This is a genomic window from Streptomyces albipurpureus, assembly GCF_023701525.1.
GTDB lineage: Bacteria > Actinomycetota > Actinomycetes > Streptomycetales > Streptomycetaceae > Streptomyces > Streptomyces albipurpureus.
Map to the genome: position 1 here is coordinate 38,586 of NZ_JAMQAW010000032.1, position 22,968 is coordinate 61,553.

General features: G+C 69.2%; 20 protein-coding genes. 8 read left to right on the forward strand and 12 right to left on the reverse strand.

Going from position 1 to position 22,968, the window contains the following annotated elements; genetic code table 11:
* Positions 1-115: 115 nt before the first annotated feature.
* The 5 genes from NBG84_RS25595 to NBG84_RS25615 all read right to left on the reverse strand — a co-directional run bounded on the left by NBG84_RS25595 (position 116) and on the right by NBG84_RS25615 (position 4,613).
* Entirely contained in the window at positions 116-1,381 is a 1,266-nt protein-coding gene (locus NBG84_RS25595; RefSeq protein WP_250921955.1) for a cytochrome P450, read from the reverse strand.
* Positions 1,378-1,992, reverse strand: coding sequence for a GTP-binding protein (locus NBG84_RS25600; RefSeq protein WP_250921956.1), 615 nt, complete (start codon positions 1,990-1,992; stop codon positions 1,378-1,380). Before NBG84_RS25600 ends, NBG84_RS25595 begins: the two co-directional genes overlap by 4 nt.
* Complete coding sequence (locus NBG84_RS25605; RefSeq protein ID WP_250921957.1) at positions 1,973-2,332, reverse strand: DUF742 domain-containing protein; 360 nt, start codon at positions 2,330-2,332, stop codon at positions 1,973-1,975. The genes NBG84_RS25600 and NBG84_RS25605 overlap by 20 nt, the downstream gene beginning before the upstream one ends.
* A complete protein-coding gene (locus tag NBG84_RS25610; protein WP_250922121.1) occupies positions 2,329-2,748 on the reverse strand; it encodes a roadblock/LC7 domain-containing protein in 420 nt (139 codons plus the stop codon). The genes NBG84_RS25605 and NBG84_RS25610 overlap by 4 nt, the downstream gene beginning before the upstream one ends.
* Positions 2,749-2,909: 161 nt before the next feature.
* On the reverse strand, positions 2,910-4,613 hold the full coding sequence (locus tag NBG84_RS25615; protein ID WP_250921958.1) for a sensor histidine kinase: 1,704 nt from the start codon (positions 4,611-4,613) through the stop codon (positions 2,910-2,912).
* A 507-nt stretch (positions 4,614-5,120) separates the two neighbouring features.
* Here NBG84_RS25615 and NBG84_RS25620 point away from each other — a divergent pair.
* Entirely contained in the window at positions 5,121-5,873 is a 753-nt protein-coding gene (locus tag NBG84_RS25620; RefSeq protein WP_250921959.1) for an acyltransferase, read from the forward strand.
* A 25-nt stretch (positions 5,874-5,898) separates the two neighbouring features.
* Here NBG84_RS25620 and NBG84_RS25625 read toward each other — a convergent pair whose 3' ends face one another.
* On the reverse strand, positions 5,899-6,765 hold the full coding sequence (locus NBG84_RS25625; protein WP_250921960.1) for an EamA family transporter: 867 nt from the start codon (positions 6,763-6,765) through the stop codon (positions 5,899-5,901).
* Between the two features lie 91 nt (positions 6,766-6,856).
* Here NBG84_RS25625 and NBG84_RS25630 point away from each other — a divergent pair, with 91 nt between their 5' ends.
* A complete protein-coding gene (locus NBG84_RS25630; RefSeq protein WP_250921961.1) occupies positions 6,857-7,429 on the forward strand; it encodes a helix-turn-helix domain-containing protein in 573 nt (190 codons plus the stop codon).
* A gap of 132 nt (positions 7,430-7,561) precedes the next feature.
* Positions 7,562-8,116, forward strand: a complete 555-nt coding sequence (locus tag NBG84_RS25635; RefSeq protein WP_250921962.1) for a YbaK/EbsC family protein — start codon at positions 7,562-7,564, stop codon at positions 8,114-8,116.
* 106 nt (positions 8,117-8,222) lie between these two features.
* Here the strand turns inward: NBG84_RS25635 and NBG84_RS25640 are convergent, their stop codons facing one another.
* Entirely contained in the window at positions 8,223-8,630 is a 408-nt protein-coding gene (locus NBG84_RS25640; RefSeq protein ID WP_250921963.1) for a CoA-binding protein, read from the reverse strand.
* 62 nt (positions 8,631-8,692) lie between these two features.
* On the opposite strand from NBG84_RS25640, the gene NBG84_RS25645 reads away from it, so the two are divergent.
* Complete coding sequence (locus NBG84_RS25645) at positions 8,693-9,325, forward strand: YigZ family protein (protein WP_250921964.1); 633 nt, start codon at positions 8,693-8,695, stop codon at positions 9,323-9,325.
* Positions 9,326-9,522: 197 nt separating this feature from the next.
* Here NBG84_RS25645 and NBG84_RS25650 read toward each other — a convergent pair whose 3' ends face one another.
* Both NBG84_RS25650 and NBG84_RS25655 read right to left on the reverse strand, forming a co-directional pair.
* The gene (locus NBG84_RS25650) at positions 9,523-10,644 is read right to left on the reverse strand and encodes a YncE family protein (protein WP_250921965.1); all 1,122 of its coding nucleotides are present in this window, start codon (positions 10,642-10,644) and stop codon (positions 9,523-9,525) included.
* On the reverse strand, positions 10,641-11,243 hold the full coding sequence (locus NBG84_RS25655; RefSeq protein WP_250921966.1) for an ankyrin repeat domain-containing protein: 603 nt from the start codon (positions 11,241-11,243) through the stop codon (positions 10,641-10,643). Before NBG84_RS25655 ends, NBG84_RS25650 begins: the two co-directional genes overlap by 4 nt.
* Positions 11,244-11,791: 548 nt before the next feature.
* Between NBG84_RS25655 and NBG84_RS25660 the strand changes: the two genes are divergently transcribed.
* From NBG84_RS25660 to NBG84_RS25670, 3 genes are all read left to right on the forward strand, one after another.
* Positions 11,792-13,042 (forward strand): exonuclease SbcCD subunit D, encoded by a 1,251-nt coding sequence (locus NBG84_RS25660; RefSeq protein WP_250921967.1) that lies wholly within the window; start codon positions 11,792-11,794, stop codon positions 13,040-13,042.
* Positions 13,039-16,197 carry an AAA family ATPase gene (locus NBG84_RS25665; protein WP_250921968.1) on the forward strand — a complete coding sequence of 1,053 codons (3,159 nt, stop codon included), beginning with the start codon at positions 13,039-13,041 and terminating at the stop codon, positions 16,195-16,197. The genes NBG84_RS25660 and NBG84_RS25665 overlap by 4 nt, the downstream gene beginning before the upstream one ends.
* A 109-nt stretch (positions 16,198-16,306) precedes the next feature.
* Positions 16,307-17,158 carry an SDR family oxidoreductase gene (locus tag NBG84_RS25670; protein ID WP_250921969.1) on the forward strand — a complete coding sequence of 284 codons (852 nt, stop codon included), beginning with the start codon at positions 16,307-16,309 and terminating at the stop codon, positions 17,156-17,158.
* 91 nt (positions 17,159-17,249) lie between these two features.
* Here the strand turns inward: NBG84_RS25670 and NBG84_RS25675 are convergent, their stop codons facing one another.
* Complete coding sequence (locus NBG84_RS25675) at positions 17,250-18,932, reverse strand: DUF885 domain-containing protein (RefSeq protein ID WP_250921970.1); 1,683 nt, start codon at positions 18,930-18,932, stop codon at positions 17,250-17,252.
* A 553-nt stretch (positions 18,933-19,485) separates the two neighbouring features.
* Positions 19,486-19,986 (reverse strand): Lrp/AsnC family transcriptional regulator, encoded by a 501-nt coding sequence (locus NBG84_RS25680; RefSeq protein WP_250921971.1) that lies wholly within the window; start codon positions 19,984-19,986, stop codon positions 19,486-19,488.
* 59 nt (positions 19,987-20,045) lie between these two features.
* On the opposite strand from NBG84_RS25680, the gene NBG84_RS25685 reads away from it, so the two are divergent.
* A complete protein-coding gene (locus NBG84_RS25685; protein ID WP_250921972.1) occupies positions 20,046-21,257 on the forward strand; it encodes a trans-sulfuration enzyme family protein in 1,212 nt (403 codons plus the stop codon).
* Here NBG84_RS25685 and NBG84_RS25690 read toward each other — a convergent pair.
* Positions 21,181-22,641, reverse strand: coding sequence for a GNAT family N-acetyltransferase (locus NBG84_RS25690; protein WP_425608701.1), 1,461 nt, complete (start codon positions 22,639-22,641; stop codon positions 21,181-21,183). The genes NBG84_RS25685 and NBG84_RS25690 overlap by 77 nt on opposite strands.
* Between the last annotated feature and the right edge of the window lie 327 nt (positions 22,642-22,968).

Sequence of the window (22,968 nt, forward strand, 5' to 3'; positions counted from 1 at the left end):
GCGGTTCACCCTCGTGGCGGGCCAGCCGCATTCCGCTGGTCCGGCTCGCCCTGTCAAGAGGCGGGGCGAGCCGGGCTGCTGAGTGTTCTCGGCAAGCGCAGCCGGTTGCTGAGGGTCAGCGAACAACCGGGGTGAAACGGACCGGGAGCGCGGTCAATCCGCGCATCCAGATCGAGGGGCGCCAGGTCAGCTCCTCGGGCTCCACGCCAAGCACCACATCCGGCAGTCGCTCCAGCAGCGTCTCGACTGCGGTACGGGCGATCACATCGGCGAGTAGCGGTGCCGGATAGGGGCATCGGTGCTCGCCGTTGCTGAAGGAGAGATGCGCCGAGTTCTCGGCCCCGATATGGCCCTCGGGCCAGATCTGCGGGTCGGTGTTGGCTGCGGCCAGTCCCAGCACCACACAGTCACCCGCCCGTATCTGTCGACCGCCGAGCTGGGTGTCGCGCACCGCCCATCGGCCGATGAAGTTCTGGGTGGGAGTGTCCAGCCAGAGCACCTCATTGAGCGCCTGACCGACACTGAGCCGACCGCCTGAGACATTCAGGGCGAAGCGGTCATCGGTCAGCAGTAGTCGCAGAGTGTTGCAGATCCAGTTGGCGGTGGGCTGCTGGGCCGCCGCGATGATGGAGATCAGGTCCTGGACGATCTCCTCATCGCTCAACTGGGCCGAATGGACGAGCATCCGGGAGGTGACATCGGGACCCGGCGCGGACCGCTTGTCCTTGACCAGTTGCTGAATGCGCTCCTGAACCCGGACGTAGGCGGCCACCGGATCGTCGCCCTCGTGGGCATCGAGGGTGATCCGCAGATCACGCACGAGTTCCTCGGTGTCGTCACCCCCGGCGGGCATTCCGCACATCTGCACCGCGGCCCGCATCGGCAGGGCATGAGCATAGGAACCCATCAGCTCGGCCCGCCCGCTGCCGGCGAAGGCGTCGATCAACTGATGGGCGATGCGGCTGCTCCAGTGCGCGAGCTCAAACTGATCCACGCCCTCCAGCGCCTGGGTGATCACTCCGGCTCGGCGCTGGTGCTCGGCGCCTTCGGTGAAGAGTACGGATGGCTGATAGCCGACGAAGGGCATCAGGGGCCAGTCGGCGGGAATCGACGGCCACTGGTTCCAGCGCCGTGAATCACGGGCGAACAGATCATCATGGCTGGTCACATAGCTGACCTCGGCGTAACCAAGAACCAGCCAGGCCGGAATGTCGCCATCCAGCAGGATCGGCGCGACCGGGCCGTACTCGCGCCGCATCGCTCGATAGAGCTCGGAGGGGCTCTGCTGGAACTCAAGACCCCCGAGCCGCATGGCTCCCCCGTGGGCCGGGCATCCAGCGGGCGGTCCGTTGCCGGTCGCGGGTTCCGTGAGGTCGGTCATGGTGTCATCTCCCGGCCCATGGCCAGTTCATGAAGGTGATTGACGAGGCTGATCAGGACGTGCTTGCCGGAACTACGGACCCGAGCGTCACACTCGACCAGCGGCACATGGGCGGGCAGGGACAGCGCCTGACGTATCTCGTCGAGCGAGAAGCTGGCAGGGTCGCTGTCGAAACGATTGACCGCCACGACAAAGGGCGTGTTGTGGTGTTCAAGCCGGTCGATGGCGTACCAGGAATCGCTCATCCGACGGGTGTCGACCAGGACGACCGCGCCGAGTGTGCCGGCGAAGAGGCGGTCCCACAGGAACCAGAACCGCTCCTGGCCCGGGGCGCCGAACAGATACAGGACCATGCGGTCGTTGAGACTGATCCGGCCGAAGTCAAAGGCGACCGTGGTGGTGGTCTTGGTGGTGAGACCGGCCGGGTCGTCGACTCCGACGCCCGCCTGGGTCATCACCTCCTCGGTGTTCAGCGGCCGGATCTCGCTGACGGACTTCACCAGCGTGGTCTTGCCCACCCCGAAGCCGCCGACGATCACGATCTTCAGTCCGGTCTCGGCGGAGTCGACCAGCGGAGTTCGGCCGGGTAGTTCAGAGGTTGCGGAGTCCATGGAGCACCTCCTCCAGGAGTGCCGAGTCGGGCAGGTCGATGAGGGAGCGCGCCCGTCCAGGGTGGCGTGCGGTGATTCGCCCCGTCGCCAGGAGATCCCCCAGCAGAATCCGTACCACCGTGATCGGCAGTTTCAGTTCTGCGGACACCTCGACGACCGCGGTGGGGTGCCGGCACAGTTCCAGAATCCGTATGTGCTCCGACTGCATCCCCGGTGACGGTCCGCACTCGCTGACGATCAGTGTCACGAGGTCGAACATGTCGTCGTCGGTGCGGCTGCGGCCACCAGTGACGGTGTAGAGCCGGTCTGGGTCACCCATGTCGACGGGGCGGCGTGTCATGAGCGGGGACTCTCCGCTACCGGAGTACGCGGTTCAGCCCGTAGGTGCTCGCCGATCTGCTCGACCAACTCGCTCATCTGGTGCCCTACGGCTCCCGGGTCGGCGCCATCGGCGGCCACAACCGCCAGATGCGCTCCGTCACCGGCCTCCACGATGAAGAGCAACCCGCCGTGGAACTCCGTCATCGAGTGCCGTACGCCACCGCTGCCGTCACCGAACTCGGCCGACGCTCCCTGTGCCAACGCCTGAATGCCCGAGCAGATGGCCGAGAGCTGATCGGCCTGGTCGAGCGTCAGATGCGGGGTCCAGCAGAGCTTCAGCCCATCGCGTGAGAGCACGAGGGCATGGCGAGTGCCCGGGGTGCGTTCGAGAAGTCCTTCCAATAGCCAAGTCAGGCTGTTGTCAGTGGTTTGCATGATCTGGATGGGGCCGGTGTCGCCGGACGATCCGGTCACCTGCCCGTGCCTCCTGTCTGGCGAACTCAATGGTGCAATTGGCATATATGCCATATCTGGTGAGGTAAGTGTCGCGCGTCGCACATGGTGTTGACGGTTCCCGCCGAGCCGGTCACCGGGGGCTACTGATCCGGTGATTTGGGGGACTGCTCGTCCCATGCCTTGCGTGCGCGGTGGAACGCGCCGAACTGCGTACCGGCATCTCGTCGTGGAGCGGTCGGAGGCTGGGGCGCCGGGGGCGTTGCGGAGTGGTCCCCGCGGCCTCTGTCCGCGGCGGCCATGGTGCGGCCCGGCGGCCGTACCGGAAGGCCGTTCGGAGTAGCCACCCTGGGTCCGTTCTGTGCGGGGAGCGAGGTTCCAGGAGCGGTTGAGTAACCGGATGCGGGAGTGGAGGGCGCGGCGGGCAGCGCCTCCGGCAGACGTCGATCCGGGGCGCGCTCAGCGGGACGGAGCGGAAGCTGTGCCTCGATGCCGACTCCGCGCGACTGGTGCAGCAGCTGCGGTGGAAAGAGGACCACGACCCCGGTACCGCCACGCGAAGAGGGGCGGAAACTTACATTCATGCCGTACTTGACGGCCAGTAGACCCACGACGACCAGCCCGAGGCGGGTGCTCTGGAGGGTGGCCAGATCAGTGGCCCGGCCCGATACGGCCTCCTCGGCCCGCCGCATGGCCGCGTCGGCCATCTTCAACCCGCTGTCCTCGATGGTGACAACGATTCCGGCGCTGCGTTCCTCGACGTAGACATGGACTTCGTCGATCGGCGGCGAGAAGTTCGCGGCATTGTCCATCAACTCGGCCAGCAGGTGCATCACGCCCTCGGCCGCATAGCCGGCCACCGCCGCGGTGCTGGAGGAGTGCAGCCTCACCCGCTGGTAGGCGGCGATCCGGCCGACCGCGCCGCGCAGGATGCTCTCCATGCCGATCGGCTTGTTCCAGGCCCGGCTCGCTCGGCCGCCCATCAGCAGGGCCAGCCGGTCCGTCAGAAGGCCTAGCTGCGAGGTGTTGTGGTCGAGCTTGAGGAGATCCCCGAACACCGCTTCGCCGTGACGATCCTGCATGTCCCGGAGATCGGCGAGCATGCTGACGGCCTTTGCCTGCACCCGGCTCAGCACCTTGGCGCTGGCGCCCTGGGCGGCCGCCGCGCGACGCTCGCTGAAGGCGAACTCCCGCACGATGGAGTCCAGGATCACCCGCAGCCGGGGATCGGCGGGTTGCTCCAACTCGGCGAGGGCCGTATCGCCCGAGGCGCCGTTGCGCAGCCGGTCGATGGCGGCGGGCAGGGTCACGGTGGTGAGCCGGTCCAGATCGTCGGCCGCCTGGGCCAACTGCCGCACGGCGTTGATGCTGTCTGCCCCCGAGATACGGGCCCGCTCCTCGCTCGCGGCGAGTTCGGTGGCGAAGGTCTGCACCACCCGCCGTAGCTGCGGGTCCCCGGGTGGCGGGGTGTTGCTGAGTACGCTCTCGGCCGACTCCCCGTCCCGCAGCCGCTTGACGACGGACGGCAGGGTCACGTTCACCAAGTGCGCGCAGTCCGCGCCGGCCTGGGCCGAGTACGTCTGGAGCGAGCGCAGTTCATCACCTGCGACGGTGGTCCTGCTGCGCAGTCGCCGTGCGTTCAGGGTGGTGGCGACGGTGACCGCGGCCACCCAGACCCAGCCGACCGTGACGGCGGCCGCCACCCAGTTGCGGGCCGCGGCGGGAGCCGCGGCGATCGCGGCGCCACCAACCGCGCCGGCCACCACGAGCGACCCCAAGGGGATGAAGAGGGGCAACGGTCGTGGTGTTCGTATCCTGCGCGGTTTCGGCGCGACTGGCACTGACATTCGGTCCCTCGCTGCTTGAGTCCGGGGAATCCGGGGGACCCCCCGGGAGAACAAGGTGAGATCAGACGGGCCGGCCGGTGTGGTGCGGACGGCCGTACTGGACGGGCACCGGAGACTGACGGTGATCTTCCGTACGTATGCGACCTCATGCTAGTCACGCGCCGCAGCGGGGAAGTCCGCACAGGGCCGACAGCCCGCAGATTGGAGGACTTAGTCCCGAACTCACTACTCCACGCCAAGGAACGTGATAGGCGGCAAATCCGCCATAACCGCCGTCCCCTCAGCCAACCCTTCAGTGCCCTGGCGTGATCCTTGCGGCCTGTGTGGCGAATGGGTTTTGTGTGGTTGTGCGATTGTGCATTGGAGCGATTGTTTTCAGCCAACCCGGCCTATGGGTCGGGTGTGCGATCCCTAGCACCCCCGGACGAAGTGGACGCACCGTCATGGGGCGAACATCACAGCCGGGCGCCCTGATCGGCGCCCTCCCTTCTCGACTACCGTGGGCAGGTGTCGGGAAACAGAAACACGTTCTTCTCCAGTTCGCCTTCTGGCTGGTGGCGGCGGGCGCTCACCCGCGCTGCGCAGGGCGGGTGGAACTGGATGAAGGAAGTGGGAGCGGTAACCGCCGATCATCCGGGGCGGTTGGACTTCCGCAGGCTGGGGCAGGGCACCCGGCTGGCCTTCCCGCAGGGCACCGTCTTCGGTGAGTCGTGGATCGAACTCGGTGACCACTGCATCATCGGCGAACAGGTCACGCTCACGGCGGGAATGATGCCTGGACTCGACCTCGGGCCGGAGCCCATTCTGACGCTGGGTAACGGAGTCGTGCTCGGCCGCGGCAGCCATGTCATCGCCGACACGCGGGTCGTCATCGGTTCGGACACCTACTGCGGCCCCTACGTCTACATCACCTCGACCAATCACAGCTATGACGATCCGCATCAGCCGGTCGGCAAGCAGTGGCCGCGTACGGAACCGGTGGAGATCGGTCCCGGCTGCTGGCTGGGCACCGGGGCCGTGGTGCTTCCCGGCGCCAGGCTCGGACGCAATGTCGTGGTGGCCGCGGGGTCTGTCGTGCGTGGAGAGGTGCCCGACCACTCGGTGGTCGCCGGCGCTCCGGCCCGGGTGGTGCGGAGTTGGGACGCGGAGCACGGTTGGCAGCCACCCCTGCGGACGCCCGCGCCCGTACCCATCCCGGAAGGCGTCACACCGGAGGAACTGCTCGCGCTCGCCGAGTGGGAGAAGTCCCAGGAGGGTTGAGCGCCGACCCGGTGCGGACGGCGGGTCAGCCGGCGGCGAGCAGGATCGTGCCCACCAGCGCCAGCCCTGCGCCGGTTGCCTGGATCACCTTCAACCGCTCCTTCAAAAGGACGAGCGCGGCCAGCACGGTGACCACGGGATAGAGGTTGGCCAGCACCGCGGCTACGGTGACCGGGCCGTTCTGGGCGGCGATGGAGTAGGTGCCATTGGCTGCCACGTCCGCGAGGCCGACAAAGGCCAGTGCGGGCAGCGAGGCGAGGATGATCCGCGGTCCACCGCCTTCGGGCAGTGTCCGCCCGCCGCGTCGGGCTGATGCCCACAAGGCCGCGCCGCCGACCGCCACATTGGTGACGCGCTGCACGAACAGGGCGAGGAAGAGCCCGTTGACCGAGGCCGATGCCTCCGCGATCAGTGCCATCACCGCACCGAAACCGATGGCCGCCGTCAAGGTGAGCAGGAGGGCCTGCCGTTGGACGGGCGCGCCGCGAAGTTCGGGCCCACCCGCGAGGACAACCCCCACCACGGCCACCGCGATCCCGGCGAACTGGAGCAGCCCCGGTCGTTCTCCGACGATCAGCCCCACGCCGACCGGGACGGCGACACCCAGGGAGCCCAGCGGCGAGACCACGCCCATGGGCCCGAGGGCGAGGGCTTGATAGAAGCAGAGCATCGCCACGGTGCCCACGACCCCGGCTCCCACCGCGTACCAGAGTCTTGGCCCGGCTTCGTCCCAGGCGCCCGTGGTCACGACGACCATGGCGAGTACGGCTGCTGCGATGGTCTGGGAGACGACCACGACGGTGAGTGCCGGGATGCGTCGGGTGAGCAGCCCGCCGCCGAAATCGGCCAGGCCCCACAGCAGGCTGGTGGCCAGGGCGAACAGTGCTGTCATCGCGCCTCGCAGTACAGTGTGGTGAACGATTCAGTGCAGCACACCGTAGTGCAAAATATTCGACTCTGTCATTGAAGATAGTGGACTTATTGTGTCGGACCTCGATCAGCTCACCCAATCGCTCGCCCGCAACCTCAAGCACTGGCGAGGTGAGCGGGCCTTCACCCTCGACGCCCTCGCCGCCCGCTCCGGAGTGAGCCGCGGCATGATCATCCAGATTGAACAGGCGCGCACCAACCCCAGTGTGGGAACCACGGTGAAGCTCGCCGACGCGTTGGGCATCAGCATCACCACCCTGCTCGACTACGAGCAGGGCCCGCAGGTCCGACTCGTGCCACCGGAAGCCGCGGTACGGATGTGGTCCACCTCCACCGGCAGCTCCACCACTCTTCTCATCGGCACCGAGAAGCCCGGGCCGCTGGAGCTGTGGGCCTGGCGGCTGATGCCAGGGGACGGCAGTGAGTCCGATGCCCACCCCGAGGGGACGGTGGAGTTGCTCCATGTGACGGCCGGTGAGCTGACCCTGGTCGTGGATCATGAGTCCTACCCGGTGGTCGCCGGGACCTCGGCGACCTTTGAGGCACATGTGCCCCACGGCTATCGCAATGAGGGAGTGGAGCCCGTGGAGATGACGATGGCGGTCTCGGTCCCACCCGTCCGCTAGCGCCCACCCATGGTGATGGGTCCCGATCGAGTACGCGCGCATCGGCCGCTGGCGGGCCGTCCGGTCCCGGAGCCCTTCGCCGGTGGGAAACGAGCATCCGAGCTGCGGATCAACGCTGTTAGCGTGAGCGCCATGCGCGCTCCCATCGGAACCTTCGACCATGCCCGACCTGCTGTGGACTGTCTCGATCTGCTGACAGCGCCGGTGGCCAACGCCGTCCGCGGATGGCACGGGGACATTCCAGCCGACCAGTTGATCTACGTTGACACCGACCCGGAGATCGCGGACACCGCGGGCTTCGTCGAGCACCACGGCAGGGAACTTCTCGATCAGTCGGCCAACTGCGTCGTGGTGGTGGGCAAGCGCGGCACCGAGTCCACGCTCGCCGCGTGTGTGGTGCTGTCCCGCACCCGCGTCGATGTCAACGGTGCCGTACGCAAGCAACTGGGCTCCCGCAAGGCATCGTTCGCCGCCCAGGAGATCGCCACTGGTGAGACCGGGATGGAGTACGGCGGTATCACTCCGATCGGACTGCCCGGGAACTGGCCGCTGCTGGTGGACCCGGCCGTGGTGGACACTCCGTGGGTACTCATCGGCAGTGGGCGCAGACGGGGGAAGTTGATCGTGCCCGGCAAGGCGTTCGCCGGGCTACCGGGTGCGCTGGTCCTGGAGGGCCTGGGCGTCTGAGAGCGCCCGAACCCTTCGATCACCAAGCTGCTGGCCGGGGTCGAGGAGCGGGGAGGAGAACTTCCACACCACCCCTCGCCGACCCCCGGCGCCAGCTGCCGGCGGCTCAGCCGAGCCGCGGAATCTCTATGGCGGGGCAACGGTCCATGACCATGTCGAGCCCCGCCGCGCGCGTCCGTACGGATGCCTCCTCGTCGATCACTCCGAGCTGGAACCACACGGCCTTCGCCCCGATCGACACGGCTTCGTCGGCGACGGCCCCGGCCGACTCGGAGTTGACGAAGACATCCACCACATCGACGGCGAAGGGGATGTCGGCGAGGCTCGCGTAGCCCTGCTCACCGTGGACCGCCTCGGCCTTGGGATGGACCGGCACGACGCGCTTGCCAAAGCGTTGGAGCACCCGGGCGACGCCGTAGGCCGCCCGCGACTCGTTGTTGGACAGGCCGACGACCGCCCAGGTGTCACCGGTCCCGGTCAGAATCCTGCGGATGCTCTCCGTGTCTGCGTCCATACCGACGACAACGGACACCCCGGCCGGAGCATTCCCCTCCCCATGCCGCATAGGCTGGGTCGATGCAGGAGCAGTACCGGACGGTCGCCCGCGAGGGCGTGTACGAGTCAGAGATCAACAGGTCGCGCTTTATCTGCGGGCTCGCACCCGCCGCGACCGAGGAGGAAGCACAGGCGTTCATCGCCCGGATCCGTCGCCAGCACCCCACCGCCACACACAACTGCTTCGCCTATGTGATCGGTGCCGATGCCTCCGTGCAGAAGGCGAGCGACGACGGCGAGCCGGGCGGTACGGCCGGGGTGCCGATGCTCCAGATGTTGTTGCGGCGCGATGTTCGCTTTGCCGTGGCCGTGGTCACGCGGTACTACGGGGGTGTGAAGCTCGGCGCTGGTGGGCTGATTCGTGCCTACGGCGGAGTGGTCGGCGAGGCACTCGACGACCTCGGCACCATCGTTCGACGGCGCTACCGGCTGGTCACGGTCACGGTGGACCATCAGCGTGCGGGCAGGTTGGAGAACGATCTCCGGGCCACCGGACGGGCGGTGCGCGAGGTGCGCTACGCCGAACAGGTCACCCTGGAGATCGGGCTGCCGGAAGCCGAGACTGCGGGCTTCCGCGCCTGGCTGGCGGACGCCACGGCCGGGACCGCGCGGTGTGAACTGGGCGGCGAGGCATATGGGCCCCCTGAGCACTGAGCACGGACCTCTGAGCACCGGCCCCCGACGACTGGCCTTTCACCACTGGCTGGGCGCTTGGTGCCTGGTGACGACTTCGCGCTGGCCCGATCGCTGTTGCCCGATCCACCGATCGAGCCCCGCGCCGATCGGCTGGGGGATCGCCCCTCGGGATCTGCCGTTGCCGGAGCGTCGACCGGACCCGCGGGGCCGCCCGGTCAGCTGCCGGTCAGGACCGCGATTCCCAAGGGGCGTTCCCCACCGGGCAGCTTGCGGCTCGTGCCGTCGTCAAGGTCGACGATGGTGATCCCGTTCCAGTAGCCGTCCCGGGTGAACCCGCCCGTCACATACGCGGTGCGCCCGTCCGCTGAGGCGGTGACATCCTCATGAGGGCCGTCGAGAGCGACCACTCGCTCCTTGCCGTCCCGGGCACGGATGGTGAGCGACGCCTTCTTGTCGCCGGAACCGATGGGCCCCGTGCCGACGACCAGCAGCGTGCCGTCCGAGGTGAGGGTGGCTCCGTGCTGATGGGTGTTGGCGGTCATCTTCGCCACCGACACCCGTCCGGTACGCGGATCGAGCACGGCCAGCTTCTCGCCCTCGAACGGCAACAGCAGCCTCCCATCCGCCGCGACCACCGCGTAGTGCGGCTTGAGCCATGAACCAAGGCCGCCCTCCGTGCCGTAGGGGGCGACCTCGAAGCGGCGAGCGTCCAGGGTGTCGGCCCGTACCGCGGTCACATCGAAGGAGTCGTGATTGGTGGCGTACACCTCCCGCCCATCGCGCGACACATCGACGTCGAAGGGGCGCCGGCCGACGGGGACGGTGTCGATCACCTCGCGTTCGGCGGTGTCGATCACCTCCAACACACCCGGACCGTCCGGCACATTCACCCCGACGTAGACCCGTGTGCCGTCGGGGGAGAGCGCGATCCCCATTCCGCCGCCACGGTACTCACCATCCGTGACCGGCCCGGTATCGGTGCGATAGGGGATCCGATCGACCCTTTGCCGAGTGCGCGTATCGACGACGGCGACCCCTTCCGCGGTGGCGATCCAAGCCCGACCCGAGGCGTCGACGGCCAGCCCGTACGGTGCGGTGCCCACGGGCACGGAGGCGAAGGGCCCGCGTTCGGGGTGGAGGAAGGTGACGGTGTCCGCGCCGAAGTCGGTGACCAGCAGGGTGCCCGCGGGAGTGGTGCTTCCTGGGGACGCGTCGGTGGGCGCGGTGGTGGTCGCCCGGGCCGGTTCGGTGGGCTGCTCGCCGCTGGTGTCCGGTGAGCAACCCACCAGCGCGGCTGTGAGCAGCAGGGCCGTGAGGGGAAGCTTCCGACGCTTCATCGATCCGACTTCAGCAGGGTGGCGATCTCCCGGAAACCGCGGCGGTCCGCGTGCTGGAGCGCGGTGACCCCGTCCGAGTCTCCGATGCCCACGTCTGCGCCCGCTGCCATCAGCAACTCCACGACCTGCTGATGGCGTACTCCGCCATCGCCGAGAATCACCGCCTCCAGCAAGGCGGTCCACCCCAGGTCGTTGATGTGGTCGACAGCGATATCGGTCTCGCTGAGCACCGCTCGCACATAGGCCACATGGCCGCGCTCACTGGCCGGGATCAGTGAGACGCCTCCGAATCGATTGCGCACGGTCATATCCGGCCCCGCGGGCAGTAGGGCGCGCATCATCTCCACACTGCCGGTCACACCCGTGACCAGCCAGGCGCTGTCCCGGCGACTGTCCTGGGCATCGGGGTCCGCACCCGCGGCGACCAGCGTGTGCGCTACCGCGACATGGTCACCGAGCGAGGCCAGCAGCAGGGGGGAGCGCCCATCCCCGTCACGCGTCTCGACATCGGCGCCCGCGTCAAGCGCGGCCCGCACCTCGTCGGCATCGCCGCTTCGGGCGGCTTCCAGCAGTCGGACGCCGGTCTGACGAGCGTTCATGGTGTCTCCAAACGAAGGTGAGGGATCGGACAAGGGGTGGTGAACCGGGAGCGGCGGCTGGTTCCCGTCAGCCAGGGCGTTCCCGGCCCGGGACGCCGCTCGTCCTGCTCTGTTTCCATCCTGCGCCGGCAGTGGCGCCCTCCCCTGCCCGTACCGGCTGGGCTTGGCGAAGACAACGGGGGACGGCACGGTCAACCGATCGGTTGATGCGGCTCGCATCCCTGTCGGGCATCATGCCGACCTCGGACGGAGCAGCCCCAGGCGGGCCCCTGGCCTGGCATCCGCTAGGAGTGCCCAGCGCAGGTGACACGCTCCACACCGTACAACTTGCCCCTTATATCCCATGGGGTGGGTGGTGGGTGCTCATAGGCCCATCTCGTAGGTCCCGGGGGGAAATCTCGAGGTCCTTGCCAGACGCCGCACCGACCGGGGATAACGTGGGGGCGCCGCCATCAGGCAGGGGCGGACGGGGAGCGGCCGTCAAGGTGCCACGCCAAAGGCACCCGATGGGCCGGGGGAAAGGGAGACATGCGGTTCGGAGTCGTCACGTGAGATTTCTGCACACCTCGGACTGGCATCTGGGGCGATCGCTCCACCGAGTGCCCATGCTGACGGCCCAGAGCGCGTTTCTCGACCATCTGATCACCACCGTCCATGAGCGTGAGGTGGACGCCGTCCTCGTCGCGGGCGATATCTACGATCGCGCCGTGCCGCCACTGAGCGCGGTGGAACTCTTCGACGACGCCCTGCACCGGCTCGCCGCGGCCCAGGTACCCACGGTGATGATCTCCGGCAACCATGACTCCGCCCGCCGCCTCGGGGTCGGCGCGGGGCTGATCGACCGCGCCGGAATCCACCTCCGTACCGATCCGACCGGCTGCGCGACCCCCGTCCTGCTCAGCGACGCCCATGGGGAGATCGCGTGCTACGGACTGCCGTATCTTGAACCGGCACTGGTGAAGGACGAGTTCAAGACCGCTAAGGCCCATCACGAAGCCGTGATCGCCGCGGCCATGGGCCGGGTGCGGGCCGATCTCGCGACCCGCCCCGCCGGAACCCGCTCCATCGTCCTCGCCCACGCCTTCGTCGCCGGCGGCCAGGAGAGCGACAGCGAACGCGACATCACCGTCGGCGGGGTCGCAGCCGTGCCCGCCGGGGTCTTCCACGGCATCGACTACGCGGCCCTCGGTCATCTGCACGGCTGCCAGACCATCACCGACCGAGTGCGCTACAGCGGCTCCCCGCTCGCCTACTCCTTCTCCGAGTCCACCCACCGCAAGACCATGTGGCTCGTCGACCTCGACGCGCACGGTGATATCCACGCCGAACGCGTCAACACCCCCACCCCCCGTCCGCTCGCCCGGCTCCGCGGCACACTCGATGGACTACTCACCGATGAGTCACTCGACCGCCACACCGGGTCCTTCGTCGAGGCGACCCTGACCGACGCAGCCCGTCCGGTCGATCCGATGGCCCGTCTGACCACCCGGTTTCCGCACACGCTCAGCCTGGTCTTCGAGCCTGAGCGGCCCGCTGGGGGCCCGGCGATCCCGTCCTACGCGCAACGACTGCGGGGCCGCGCCGACCAGCAGGTCGCCGAGGACTTCGTGGCACATGTGCGCGGTGGCGAGGAGCCGGACGACCAGGAGCGCGCCGTGCTGCGCGAGGCCTTTGACGAGGTGCGGGTAGCAACCGCGGCACAGGAGAGCGGAGACGTACGCGTGGTGTCCCAGCGCACGACCGGAGCAGTACGAAGCGGCCGCCAGGCTTCCCACGGCATCGGACGGGGGACCGGATGAGGCTCCACCGGCTGACCATCACCGCCTTCGGCCCGTTCTCGGGTGAACAGGAGATCGACTTTGACGCCCTGACCGCAGGGGGGATCTTCCTTCTCCACGGTGCCACCGGATCAGGCAAGACCTCGGTGCTCGACGCCGTGTGCTTTGCGCTGTACGGAACCGTGCCCGGCGCCCGGCAGAGCCCCGGCACCTCGCTGCGGAGCGACCACGCGGCGGCCGGCGTCTTCACCGAGGTGGTGCTGGAACTGAGCGTGGGAGGGCGGAGGCTGGAGATCTCTCGCCGCCCTGCCCAGCTCCGACCCAAGAAGAACGGCAAGGGCCTCACCCCCGAGCGCGCCCAAAGCTGGCTGCGCGAGTACGACGAGGCGACGGGGCAGTGGCAGGCGCTCAGCCGTTCCCATCAGGAGATCGGTGAGGAGATCACCCAGCTCGTCGGCATGAACCGCGACCAGTTCTGCCAGGTGGTCCTGCTGCCGCAGGGCGATTTCGCGCGCTTCCTCCGCGCCGACGCCGAGGCCCGCGGCAGACTCCTCGGCCGGCTCTTCGACACCCGCCGCTTCGCCGCGGTCGAAGAACGGCTCGCCGAACGCCGGCGCGCCGCCGAGGCCCGGGTACGGGCCGGTGATGAGCAACTCCTCGCCGTCGCCCACCGGATGGAGCAGGCAGCCGGTGCGGCGGGCGCTGACTGGCCCGTACCCAGCCAGCAGCCGGGCGATCCGGGACTCGGCGAATCCGTACTGACCTGGGCGGCCATCGCCCGCTCAGCGGCCGGGGAACGAGCGGATATCGCCGAGCACCAATTGCTGGCGGCCGAGAGCCGAGGGACCACCGCACGCTCCCTGCTCGACGGCGAACGAGAACTCCACCACCTCCAGCAGCGGTACGAGAACGCGCAACGCCGGCACGAGGCGCTGTCACTGCACCGAGCCGAGCATGAACAAGCTCAAGCGCGCTGGGAGCGGGCGGCGAAGGCCGAGCGGGTGCGGCCCGCGCTGCGACTGCGCGATGACGCCGAACATGAGCACCAGAGTGCGAGCAGGACCCGGGAGAGCACCCGGGGCCGACTGCCATCGGACATGGCCGATGCCGGTGCTGAGCAACTGTCCGCCCTGGAGCGCAGGCTCCGCCAGGACCTCGGTGGACTGGACGCCGCCCGCCGGGCGGAAACGCGCTGCGCGGCGATCGACGAAGAGCGGGCGGAGCTCGACCGGCGCTCCCGGGACGATGACGACATCCTCGCCGAGGCGCTGGGGTGGCTCGACGGCTGGGACACGCTGCGCCACGGCTGTCGCGAGCGCATCACCAGGGCTCAGGAGGCGGCGACCCGTTCCGGACATCTCGCCGCGCGGCTCGGCCCGGCCCGCACCAGACTGGGCGCTGCCCAGGAACGCGATCGGCTGACCGTCCGCAGGGAGGAAGCCGCGCAGCGGTTGCTCGGGGCGCGGGACCACTCGGCGGCGGCGAAGGAGAACTGGCTTGATCTCAAGGAGCGTCGACTGCGGGGCATCGCCTCGGAGCTGGCGGCGAATCTGACCCCGGGTGCTCCCTGCACGGTCTGCGGCTCCGCCGAACACCCCCACCCGGCGCCCCTGGACGGCGACCGGGTCGAGCCGGCCGCGGAGGACGCGGCCTACGAGGCGTACAGCCGTGCGGAAGCGGCGAAGGCCGCGGCGGAACGCGAGGGGGCGGTGCTGGACGAGTCCTTGGCGCGAGCGAGACAGCAAGCCCGCGCCGTTCCCCACACCCTCAGCGGCGGGCCGGAATCCGCCGGGGGTACGGGGGCGGGTTCCGTATCGGGCGCGAGCTTCCTGGACCCAGAAGGTGCTTCGGGTGACCTGGCGCTGGAGGCGGACCCGGCCAGCGGTGACGCGGCGGGCTGCGGTCCCAGTGTCGCGGAACTGATGTCACTGGTCTCCCGACTGGAGCGCGAACGAGAGCAGGCCCACGACCTCGCCTCCGGTCTGCATGCCGCGCAGGAGGCACTGGACCACGCCGAGCGCGAGCACCAGGAGCGCCTTGCCGTGCGCCAGCAGGTAGAGCGGCGAACCGCTGCCCGGACGTCCCGGCGGGACGCGCTGGACGAAGAGCAGAGAGCGCTGTCAGCGGAGCTTGAGCGGGTTTGTGACGGTGAGGGAGGCGTCGCTGAACTGGCCGTTCAGCTGGAGCGCCGAGTGGAGCAGCTCGCCGAGGCGGCCGAGGCCGCTCGCACCTGTGACACCACGGCCCAGCGACTCAAGGACGCCGACGGCCGGCTCGCCGAGGCTGCCTTCCAAGCCGGGTTCAGCACCCCGGGGGAGGCCGCCGACGCCCTCCTCACGGAGGCCGGGCAGCGCGCTCTCCAGCAGCGCGTCGACACCTGGTCAACCGAGGCCGCGGCAGTCGCCGACCAGCTTGCCGACCCCCAGACATACGCCGCGGCTCAGCGTCCCGCTGCGGACCCAGAGGCGGCCGAGGCCGCTCAGCAAGCCGCCGAACGGGTCCTGCGCGACGCCGTATCCCGCCTTGCCGCGGCCCGGGAACGATGTGCTGAACTCTCCCGGCTGTCACGGGAGGCGGCCACCGAGGTGGCGCGGCTCGGGCCAGTGCGCGCCGAGTACGACCGGGTGGCCCGGCTCGCGGGTCTCACCGCGGGCACCTCCGCCGACAACGAACGCAAGATGCGTTTGGAGTCCTATGTCCTGGCGGCCCGTCTCGAACAGGTGGCGGCAGCGGCGTCCGCCCGGCTCCAGCGCATGTCATCGGGTCGGTACACGCTGGTTCACTCCGACGCCAGATCCGGCGGCAGAAGGGCGGGGCTCGGACTTCATGTCGTCGACTCCTGGACGGGCAGCGAGCGCGATACGGCGACCCTCTCCGGTGGTGAGACCTTCTTCGCCAGTCTCGCGCTCGCCCTTGGCCTCGCCGACGTGGTGACCGAGGAGGCCGGTGGCGTACGGCTTGACACGCTGTTCATCGACGAGGGCTTCGGCAGCCTCGACGAACAGACCCTCGACGAGGTGCTCGATGTCCTGGACTCCCTGCGTGAGCAGGACCGCAGCGTGGGAATCGTCAGCCATGTCGCCGACCTCCGCCGACGTATCCCCACCCAACTCGAAGTGGTCAAACAACGGGACGGCTCGGGCGTTCGACTGTTGACGGCTCCGCTGGGCGGCTGACCGAGCGGCCGAAGCCTCCTGGGACCAGCCGACCTCGGGATCGATGCCGTCGTAGCCCGCCGTAAATCCAACTGACAGAGGTCGGTACGGTCGGTCAGGATCGGCTGCCATGCCCCTCTACCCCGATCCGGCACCGGCCGCCCTGCGCCGCGACCCCTTGCCGCTGCGCGGCCGTACCGCCCTGGTCACCGGCGCGAGCAGACGCGGTGGCATCGGCTATGCGGTGGCCCGCCGACTCGCCGCGTACGGCGCCAGCGTCTATCTCCACCACCATGTCCCCCATGACGCGGCTCAGCCCTGGGGCGCCGACCCGGCGGGGCCCGAAGCGGTGGCGGCCGGAGTCAGGGAGGCGCTGGGGGACCCTGCGGCCCGGGTGTGCCATGGCCCTGGCGATCTCGCCGACAGCGCTGTTCCGGCCGCGCTGATGGGCGCGGCGGCCGAGGCGCTCGGGGGCAGGATCGACATCCTCGTCGCCAATCACGCCCTGAGCGGTTTGGACGGCACCTTGGACGAGATCGACGCGGCCGTGCTCGATGCCCATTGGGCGGTGGACACCCGCTCGGTGCTGCTGCTGATCCAGGCGTACGCCCGTCAACGCGCCGCGATGGCCGAGCCGGCCCCTGGTGGACGGGTGGTGATGATGACATCGGGTCAGGACATCGCCGGTGGGATGCCGCAGGAGATTGCCTATGGCCTCGCCAAGGGGGCGTTGGCATCGGCCACCCGTTCACTGGCGTCGGGACTGGCCGACCTGGCGGTGACGGTGAACACCGTCAATCCGGGCCCGGTGGATACGGACTATCTGACCGGGGAGGACTACCAGCGGGTGGCGGAACGCTTTCCGGCCGGGCGTTGGGGGATGCCCGACGATCCCGCCCGGTTGATCGCCTGGCTGGCCACGGATGAGGCGGAGTGGATCACCGGCCAGGTGGTTGACTCGGAAGGCGGTTTCCGACGCTGACGCCGGGACGCCGGGATGCCGGGGTTTCGAGGGATCGAACGGTGGCCGGGACCCAGGCCCTTGGGTGAGCCGGGTCCCGGACCGTCCCGTCCTACAGCTTGGACAGTTCGTCGACCAGGTCATCGAGGCCGAGTGACCCCTGTGACAGCGCTGCCATGTGCCAGGCCTTCGCGTCGAAGGCGTCGCCGTGCGCCTTGCGCGCGTTCTCCCGCCCGAGTAGCCAGGCACGTTCGCCGAGCTTGTAGCCGATCGCCTGGGCCGGGACCGACAGATAGCGGGTGAGCTCGCTCTCCACGAAGTCCGCGGGGCGCCCGCTGTGGTTGCCGAAGAACTCCTGTGCCAGCTCCGGGGTCCAGCGTTCGCCCGGACGGAAGGGAGAGTCCTTGGGGATCTCCAGTTCCAGATGCATACCGATGTCGACGATCACCCGGCAGGCCCGCATCATCTGGGCGTCCAGATAGCCGAGGCGGCGCTCGGGGTCGGGCAGGAAGCCGAGCTCGTCCATGAGCCGCTCCGCGTAGAGCGCCCAACCCTCGATGTTGGCGCTGACTCCGCCGACGGTGGCCTGGTAGCGGGAGAGCTGGTCCGCGACATGGGTCCACTGCGCCAGCTGGAGGTGATGGCCCGGCACGCCCTCGTGGTACCAGGTGGTGACGAGGTCGTACACCGCGAACCGGGTGGCGCCCATGGTCGGCAGCCAGGTCTGGCCGGGCCGGGAGAAGTCCTCCGAAGGTCCCGTGTAGTACGGAGCTGCCGCGCTCCCCGCGGGCGCGATCCGGGACTCCACCCGGCGCACCTTCTCGGCGAGTTCGAAGTGGGTGCCGTCCAGGGCGTCGATCGCCTCGTCCATCAACCCCTGGAGCCAACTCCGCACCTCCTCCACCCCCTCGATGTGCTTGCCGTGCTCATCGAGATGGGCGAGTGCCTCCCAGGGGCCCGCGCCGGGGAGGATCTTCTCGGCCTCGATCTTCATCTCGGCGAGCAGCCGGTGGTACTCCGACCAGCCGTAGGCGTATGCCTCATCGAGGTCGAGATCGGTTCCGTTGAAGTAGCGTGACCAGCGGGCGTAGCGCTCGCGCCCCACCGTGTCGGGCGCGTCGACGATGGCGGGGGCGTACACATCGCGGACCCAGTCGCGTAGGGCGATCAGGGCGTCCGTGGCGGTGCGGGCGGCACAGTCGAGGTCCTCGCGCAGGGCGGTCGGGCCGTCGGCGGCGAAGTCCTCGAACCAACTGCGGTCCTCACCGATCCACTCGGTCATCTGCTCCACACTGGTCCGGGTCGCCCGGGGACCGGCCGGAAGCTTGCGCTCAAGGCCCAACTCCAGGGACGCCCGGTAGCCCTCCAGGGCCCGCGGAACGGCGCGCAGCCGCTCGGCGATAGCGGCCCAGTCCTCCGGCGTCTTGGCCGGAGTCACGGTGAAGACCTCCCGCACCTCGTGCACGGGGGAGCGCAGATTGCTCACTGTGCGCAGTCCTTCATCGCTGTCGAGCACACCCAGTTCGGCCGTCAAGCGCTCTCGCAACAGCCGGCCACAGCGCCTTTCCGCGTCGCTCTCGGCACCCGGAAGCTTCTCGGCGTCGTCGAGCTTGGCGAGGGTCTGCCGAGCGAGTTCGGCGAATCCCCGCTGACCCTCGGGTGAGTAGTCGGGGAGGAGTGCCGAGCTCTCTCTGACTCCCAGATAGGTACCCACGGTCGGGTCCAGTTCGATGAGGGCGTCGACATACGCGTCGGCGACCTGACGGGGCAGCGGGCTGCTGGGGATTACTGACATGCACACATCCTCATACGAGCGGGGGGTCCGCGTCACCATCGTCGGGGCGAGGAACTGTCGCTGACCGGCCATTTCTCCACCGCTGACCAGCCAGCGGTCGGTCAGCGGTCACTGGTAACAGGCCCACCGGCAGGTCAGCGGTCACAGCGAACATGCTTACCGGTCGGTCAGCGGGCGGTGTCGGCGGGGTCGTCAACCAGTCGGCGACCAGTCGCCGCCGGAGGGGGAACTGTTGTGGTTCTCGGTGGTCTGTGGTGGTCGGTCACCGTGTGCGCGGGCGGGTCCTCGCCTGCTCCCTCGGCTACGCCGGACGGGTCGGCAGGGCCGTTGGAGCGAGGCGGACGGGGTCGATCCGAGCTGGAGCGGCGACCGGCTGGCCGCCGTAGCCGCACCATAGGGCCGATGATCGCCGTCATCACTCTCCGTAGCGTCATTTGGCGGTAGTTGCCACTCTTCGGTATGGCTCTGTCGGCGCGCGCGGGCGGTCGCGATCGTGTGGCGAGCTGACAGCGAGTTGGCGACGAGCCGGGGGCGAGTACGCGCCCTCGCGAGATCAGTGGTCGCTCGTCAGCCGCACCTGAGGTGAGGGCGGCAGCAGTGGCCCGCACTCCCACTGCTGAAAGATCAACCGGGTCTCCACCCTGGCCACCTCGCGCCGGGAAGTGAACTCGTCCACCACCAGCCGCTGGAGATCCGCGGTGTCTGCCACCGCCACATGCACCAGATAGTCCTCGGGGCCGGTGAGATGGAAGAGGGCCCTGGACTCGGGCAGCGCCCGGATGCGTTCCACGAACGGCCCGATCAGTTCCCTGCTGTGCGGGCGCACCTGCACGGAAAGCAGCGCCTGGAGACCCCGGCCGAGGCGGGCAGGGTCAAGGGCGAGGCGGTGGCCGAGGATCACGCCCGAACGACGCAGCCTTGCCACCCGGTCCAGACATGTGGACGCAGCGATGCCCACCTCCGCGGCCAGATCGCGGTAGGTGGTCCGTGCATCGTTCTGGAGGAGGCGGAGTATGTGGAGATCCACCGGGTCAAGAGCGACAGTTTCGGCCATTGGCCGAACGTAACACGGGATCATCCCGCCACCGCCGGGTAATTGTTCACCCTTCGGCCATGGAGAATTCAGCCTCTGCCGCCCCTGCAACCCGGGCGCTGGCCACCGAAGCGGTCCATGCCGGACGCGACGATCTCGCGCGGCTCGGTCTGCACGCCCCGCCGCTGGATCTGTCCACCACCTACCCGTCGTACGACGCGGCCCAGGAAGCCGAACGCATCGACGCCTTCGCCGCCACCGGTGCACGGCTGGATGGCCCGCCCGTCTACGCCAGGCTCGACAACCCGACCACGGCACGCTTCGAGACCGCGCTCGCTCGGCTCGAAGGCGCGCAGGACGCCGTCGCCTTCGCCAGTGGAATGGCCGCACTCACCGCGGTTCTGCTGGTCCGGGCCAGTCAAGGACTGCGCCATGTGATCGCCGTACGCCCGCTCTACGGGTGCAGTGACCATCTCCTCGCGGCGGGGCTGCTGGGTACCGAGGTCACCTGGACCGACCCTGCGGGGATCGCGGCGGCGATACGCCCCGACACCGGTCTGGTGATGGTGGAGACCCCGGCCAACCCCACCCTCGCCGAAGTCGATCTGGCGGCGGTGCGGCACGCCTGCGGCTCGGTACCGCTGCTCGTCGACAACACCTTCGCCACACCGGTGCTCCAACGGCCACTGGAGTCGGGGGCGCGGATCGTGCTGCACAGTGCGACCAAGTACCTGGGTGGTCATGGCGATGTGATGGGCGGGGTGGTGGCCTGCGACGACGAGTTCGCCGGCCAGTTGCGGCAGGTCCGCTTCGCCACCGGAGGCGTTCTGCATCCGATGGCGGGCTATCTGCTCCTACGGGGGCTCTCCACCCTGCCGGTACGCGTCAAGGCGGCCTCCGCGTCCGCCGCCGAACTCGCGAGCCGCCTTCGCGCGCATCCCCAGGTGACCCGGGTCCACTATCCGCGCGTCGGAGGGGCCATGGTCTCCTTCGAGGTCCAGGGCGATCCGCGCGAAGTCATCGCCGCGGTACGACTGATCACCCCGGCGGTCAGCCTGGGCAGTGTCGACACCCTGATCCAGCATCCGGCCTCCATCAGCCATCGCATCGTGGCGGAGAGCGACCGGCACTCGGCGGGTGTCAGTGATCGGCTGCTGCGCCTGTCGGTGGGGCTTGAGGACGTCGATGACCTCTGGGGCGATCTCCACCAGGCGCTCAGTGCGCAGACCCCTCGCTCGGTGAACCACCGGAGCAGTGGAGTACGGCAGCCGTCGGCTCCAGCCGTGCGGTGATCACCACGGTGCCCTGCTCCATCTGGTAGTCGAGGGGGAGACCGAGGCCCCGCATCGCCGCGACCATGCCGGTGTTGGACGACTGGGTCACCGCGTACACACTGCGGCAACCGGTTTCCCGGGCGAGAGCGACCAGCCGTCGTAGCAGCTGGGCGCCGAGGCCCTGGCCCTGCCAGTCGTCTTCGACGAGCAGGGCGACCTCGGTCTCGTCCCCGTCCCAGAGGAGATGGCCGAGGGCGACCATCTGTCCGGACCGATTCCGGGCCGCGAGGCTCTGGCCGAAACGCGGGTCGAGCAGATGGCCGAGGTAGCGATGGGCATCACCGATCGGCCCGTGGTAGCGCTGCCGCAGGGCCCGAGCGGAGCACCGTTCATGCAGGGCTTTCGCCGCTCCGAGATCGGCGGGGCCCGCTCGGCGGAGGGTGATTTCCGCACCCTCGACGAGGGTCAGCACATCCTGTCCACGGGGTATTCGGGTACCGAGGGCGGCATCCAACTCCACGAGTGCTCGTACCCGGGCGAACTCGGTCGGGGTGAAGGGCAGATAGGGCCGCTCCACGGTGATGGAACCCCCACTCGCGTCCCGAAGCCGCATCACCGTGCCGTCCAGTACCCCTTCGACGGGCGGCAGATCGCTGCGGCGCTGACCGCTGGGGGAGACCGCCGGTCGGGATCTGATGGTGCAACGGCCCAGCAGCCTTCGGATGGTGAGGGGGAGTTCCGCGGAGTCCAGGGCGGTACGGGTGGCGAGGGCCAGCACCCGGGTGGGAGTGTCCACCAGATCATGGGCATCGGCCCGCTCGATCCAGGTGTTGCTGCCACCCGCGGTGGTGATCTCCCTGGTCAGATGGTGTGCCTCCACGGGAAGGGGCGCTCGCAGGAGGAACTCATCCACGGTGCCCTCGGTGAGGGGGTGCGTCTGGAGTGTGAGGATGTCCACCCCGAGCCCGGCGAGCACCGTGCAGATCGCGGCGAGACTGCCGGGCGCGTCCCGCACGGTGGTACGCATCCGCCAGAGCGCGGTCTCCCGCTGCTCCCGGCCCGGGGAGGTGGTGGCCTGTCCGCCGGCCATGGAGTCGCCGTGGCCGGATTCAGGCCGTGTGGCGGGCACGTCGAACGGTGTGTCGGCAACGGTGGAAGTGCCGCCTCCGGCTGGGACGGACGCCGTTGTCCCCTCCGAGGCGGTGGGCGCTGAGGCGGTGGCCGTCTGACCGGTGGTGGTGTGCGGGAGCGCGGCACCGCTCTGGGACTCTTCGGCGTGCCGCGCCGGTTGTGTCGCCTGGGCCGTGCCCGGGGTACGGGACGCGTGGCCAGGCGAAGGGTCCAGGGTGTGGGGGAAGTGTTCGGTGAGCACGGTGCCATGGGCTGCGTGGCTGCCCCTCACCGCCGCTACCGCGGCCGCGGAGGCTCGACGGCGGTGCGACCAGCAGACCCACCAGATGGCTAGGACACCGATGCTGGCCAGGGCAAGGACCGCGGCGATGCTGGGATGGGACTCGGCGCCCGCCCCCTGCCCGCCTCTCGCGACGATCGAGGTGCCAGCGCCGCTCGTCAGCGTGTCGGCTTCGGCACCCACGCCCTTGGGGGTGCTGGCATCGGTTGCGTTATCGCCGCCGGTACCGGTGCCGGTCATGATGACCCCGCTGACCGTGAGGAGAAGGGCCGCGGTCACGGCCCCGAAAGTCACTGCCCGCCCGATGAGGTCCCGCCG

Coding starts and splice junctions, on each gene's coding strand:
- NBG84_RS25595 (WP_250921955.1), bottom strand. CDS start 1,381: ATGACCGACCTCACGGAACCCGCGACCGGCAACGGACCGCCCGCTGGA.
- NBG84_RS25600 (WP_250921956.1), bottom strand. CDS start 1,992: ATGGACTCCGCAACCTCTGAACTACCCGGCCGAACTCCGCTGGTCGAC.
- NBG84_RS25605 (WP_250921957.1), bottom strand. CDS start 2,332: ATGACACGCCGCCCCGTCGACATGGGTGACCCAGACCGGCTCTACACC.
- NBG84_RS25610 (WP_250922121.1), bottom strand. CDS start 2,748: ATGCAAACCACTGACAACAGCCTGACTTGGCTATTGGAAGGACTTCTC.
- NBG84_RS25615 (WP_250921958.1), bottom strand. CDS start 4,613: ATGTCAGTGCCAGTCGCGCCGAAACCGCGCAGGATACGAACACCACGA.
- NBG84_RS25625 (WP_250921960.1), bottom strand. CDS start 6,765: ATGACAGCACTGTTCGCCCTGGCCACCAGCCTGCTGTGGGGCCTGGCC.
- NBG84_RS25635 (WP_250921962.1), top strand. CDS start 7,562: ATGCGCGCTCCCATCGGAACCTTCGACCATGCCCGACCTGCTGTGGAC.
- NBG84_RS25640 (WP_250921963.1), bottom strand. CDS start 8,630: ATGGACGCAGACACGGAGAGCATCCGCAGGATTCTGACCGGGACCGGT.
- NBG84_RS25645 (WP_250921964.1), top strand. CDS start 8,693: ATGCAGGAGCAGTACCGGACGGTCGCCCGCGAGGGCGTGTACGAGTCA.
- NBG84_RS25650 (WP_250921965.1), bottom strand. CDS start 10,644: ATGAAGCGTCGGAAGCTTCCCCTCACGGCCCTGCTGCTCACAGCCGCG.
- NBG84_RS25655 (WP_250921966.1), bottom strand. CDS start 11,243: ATGAACGCTCGTCAGACCGGCGTCCGACTGCTGGAAGCCGCCCGAAGC.
- NBG84_RS25665 (WP_250921968.1), top strand. CDS start 13,039: ATGAGGCTCCACCGGCTGACCATCACCGCCTTCGGCCCGTTCTCGGGT.
- NBG84_RS25670 (WP_250921969.1), top strand. CDS start 16,307: ATGCCCCTCTACCCCGATCCGGCACCGGCCGCCCTGCGCCGCGACCCC.
- NBG84_RS25675 (WP_250921970.1), bottom strand. CDS start 18,932: ATGTCAGTAATCCCCAGCAGCCCGCTGCCCCGTCAGGTCGCCGACGCG.
- NBG84_RS25680 (WP_250921971.1), bottom strand. CDS start 19,986: ATGGCCGAAACTGTCGCTCTTGACCCGGTGGATCTCCACATACTCCGC.
- NBG84_RS25685 (WP_250921972.1), top strand. CDS start 20,046: ATGGAGAATTCAGCCTCTGCCGCCCCTGCAACCCGGGCGCTGGCCACC.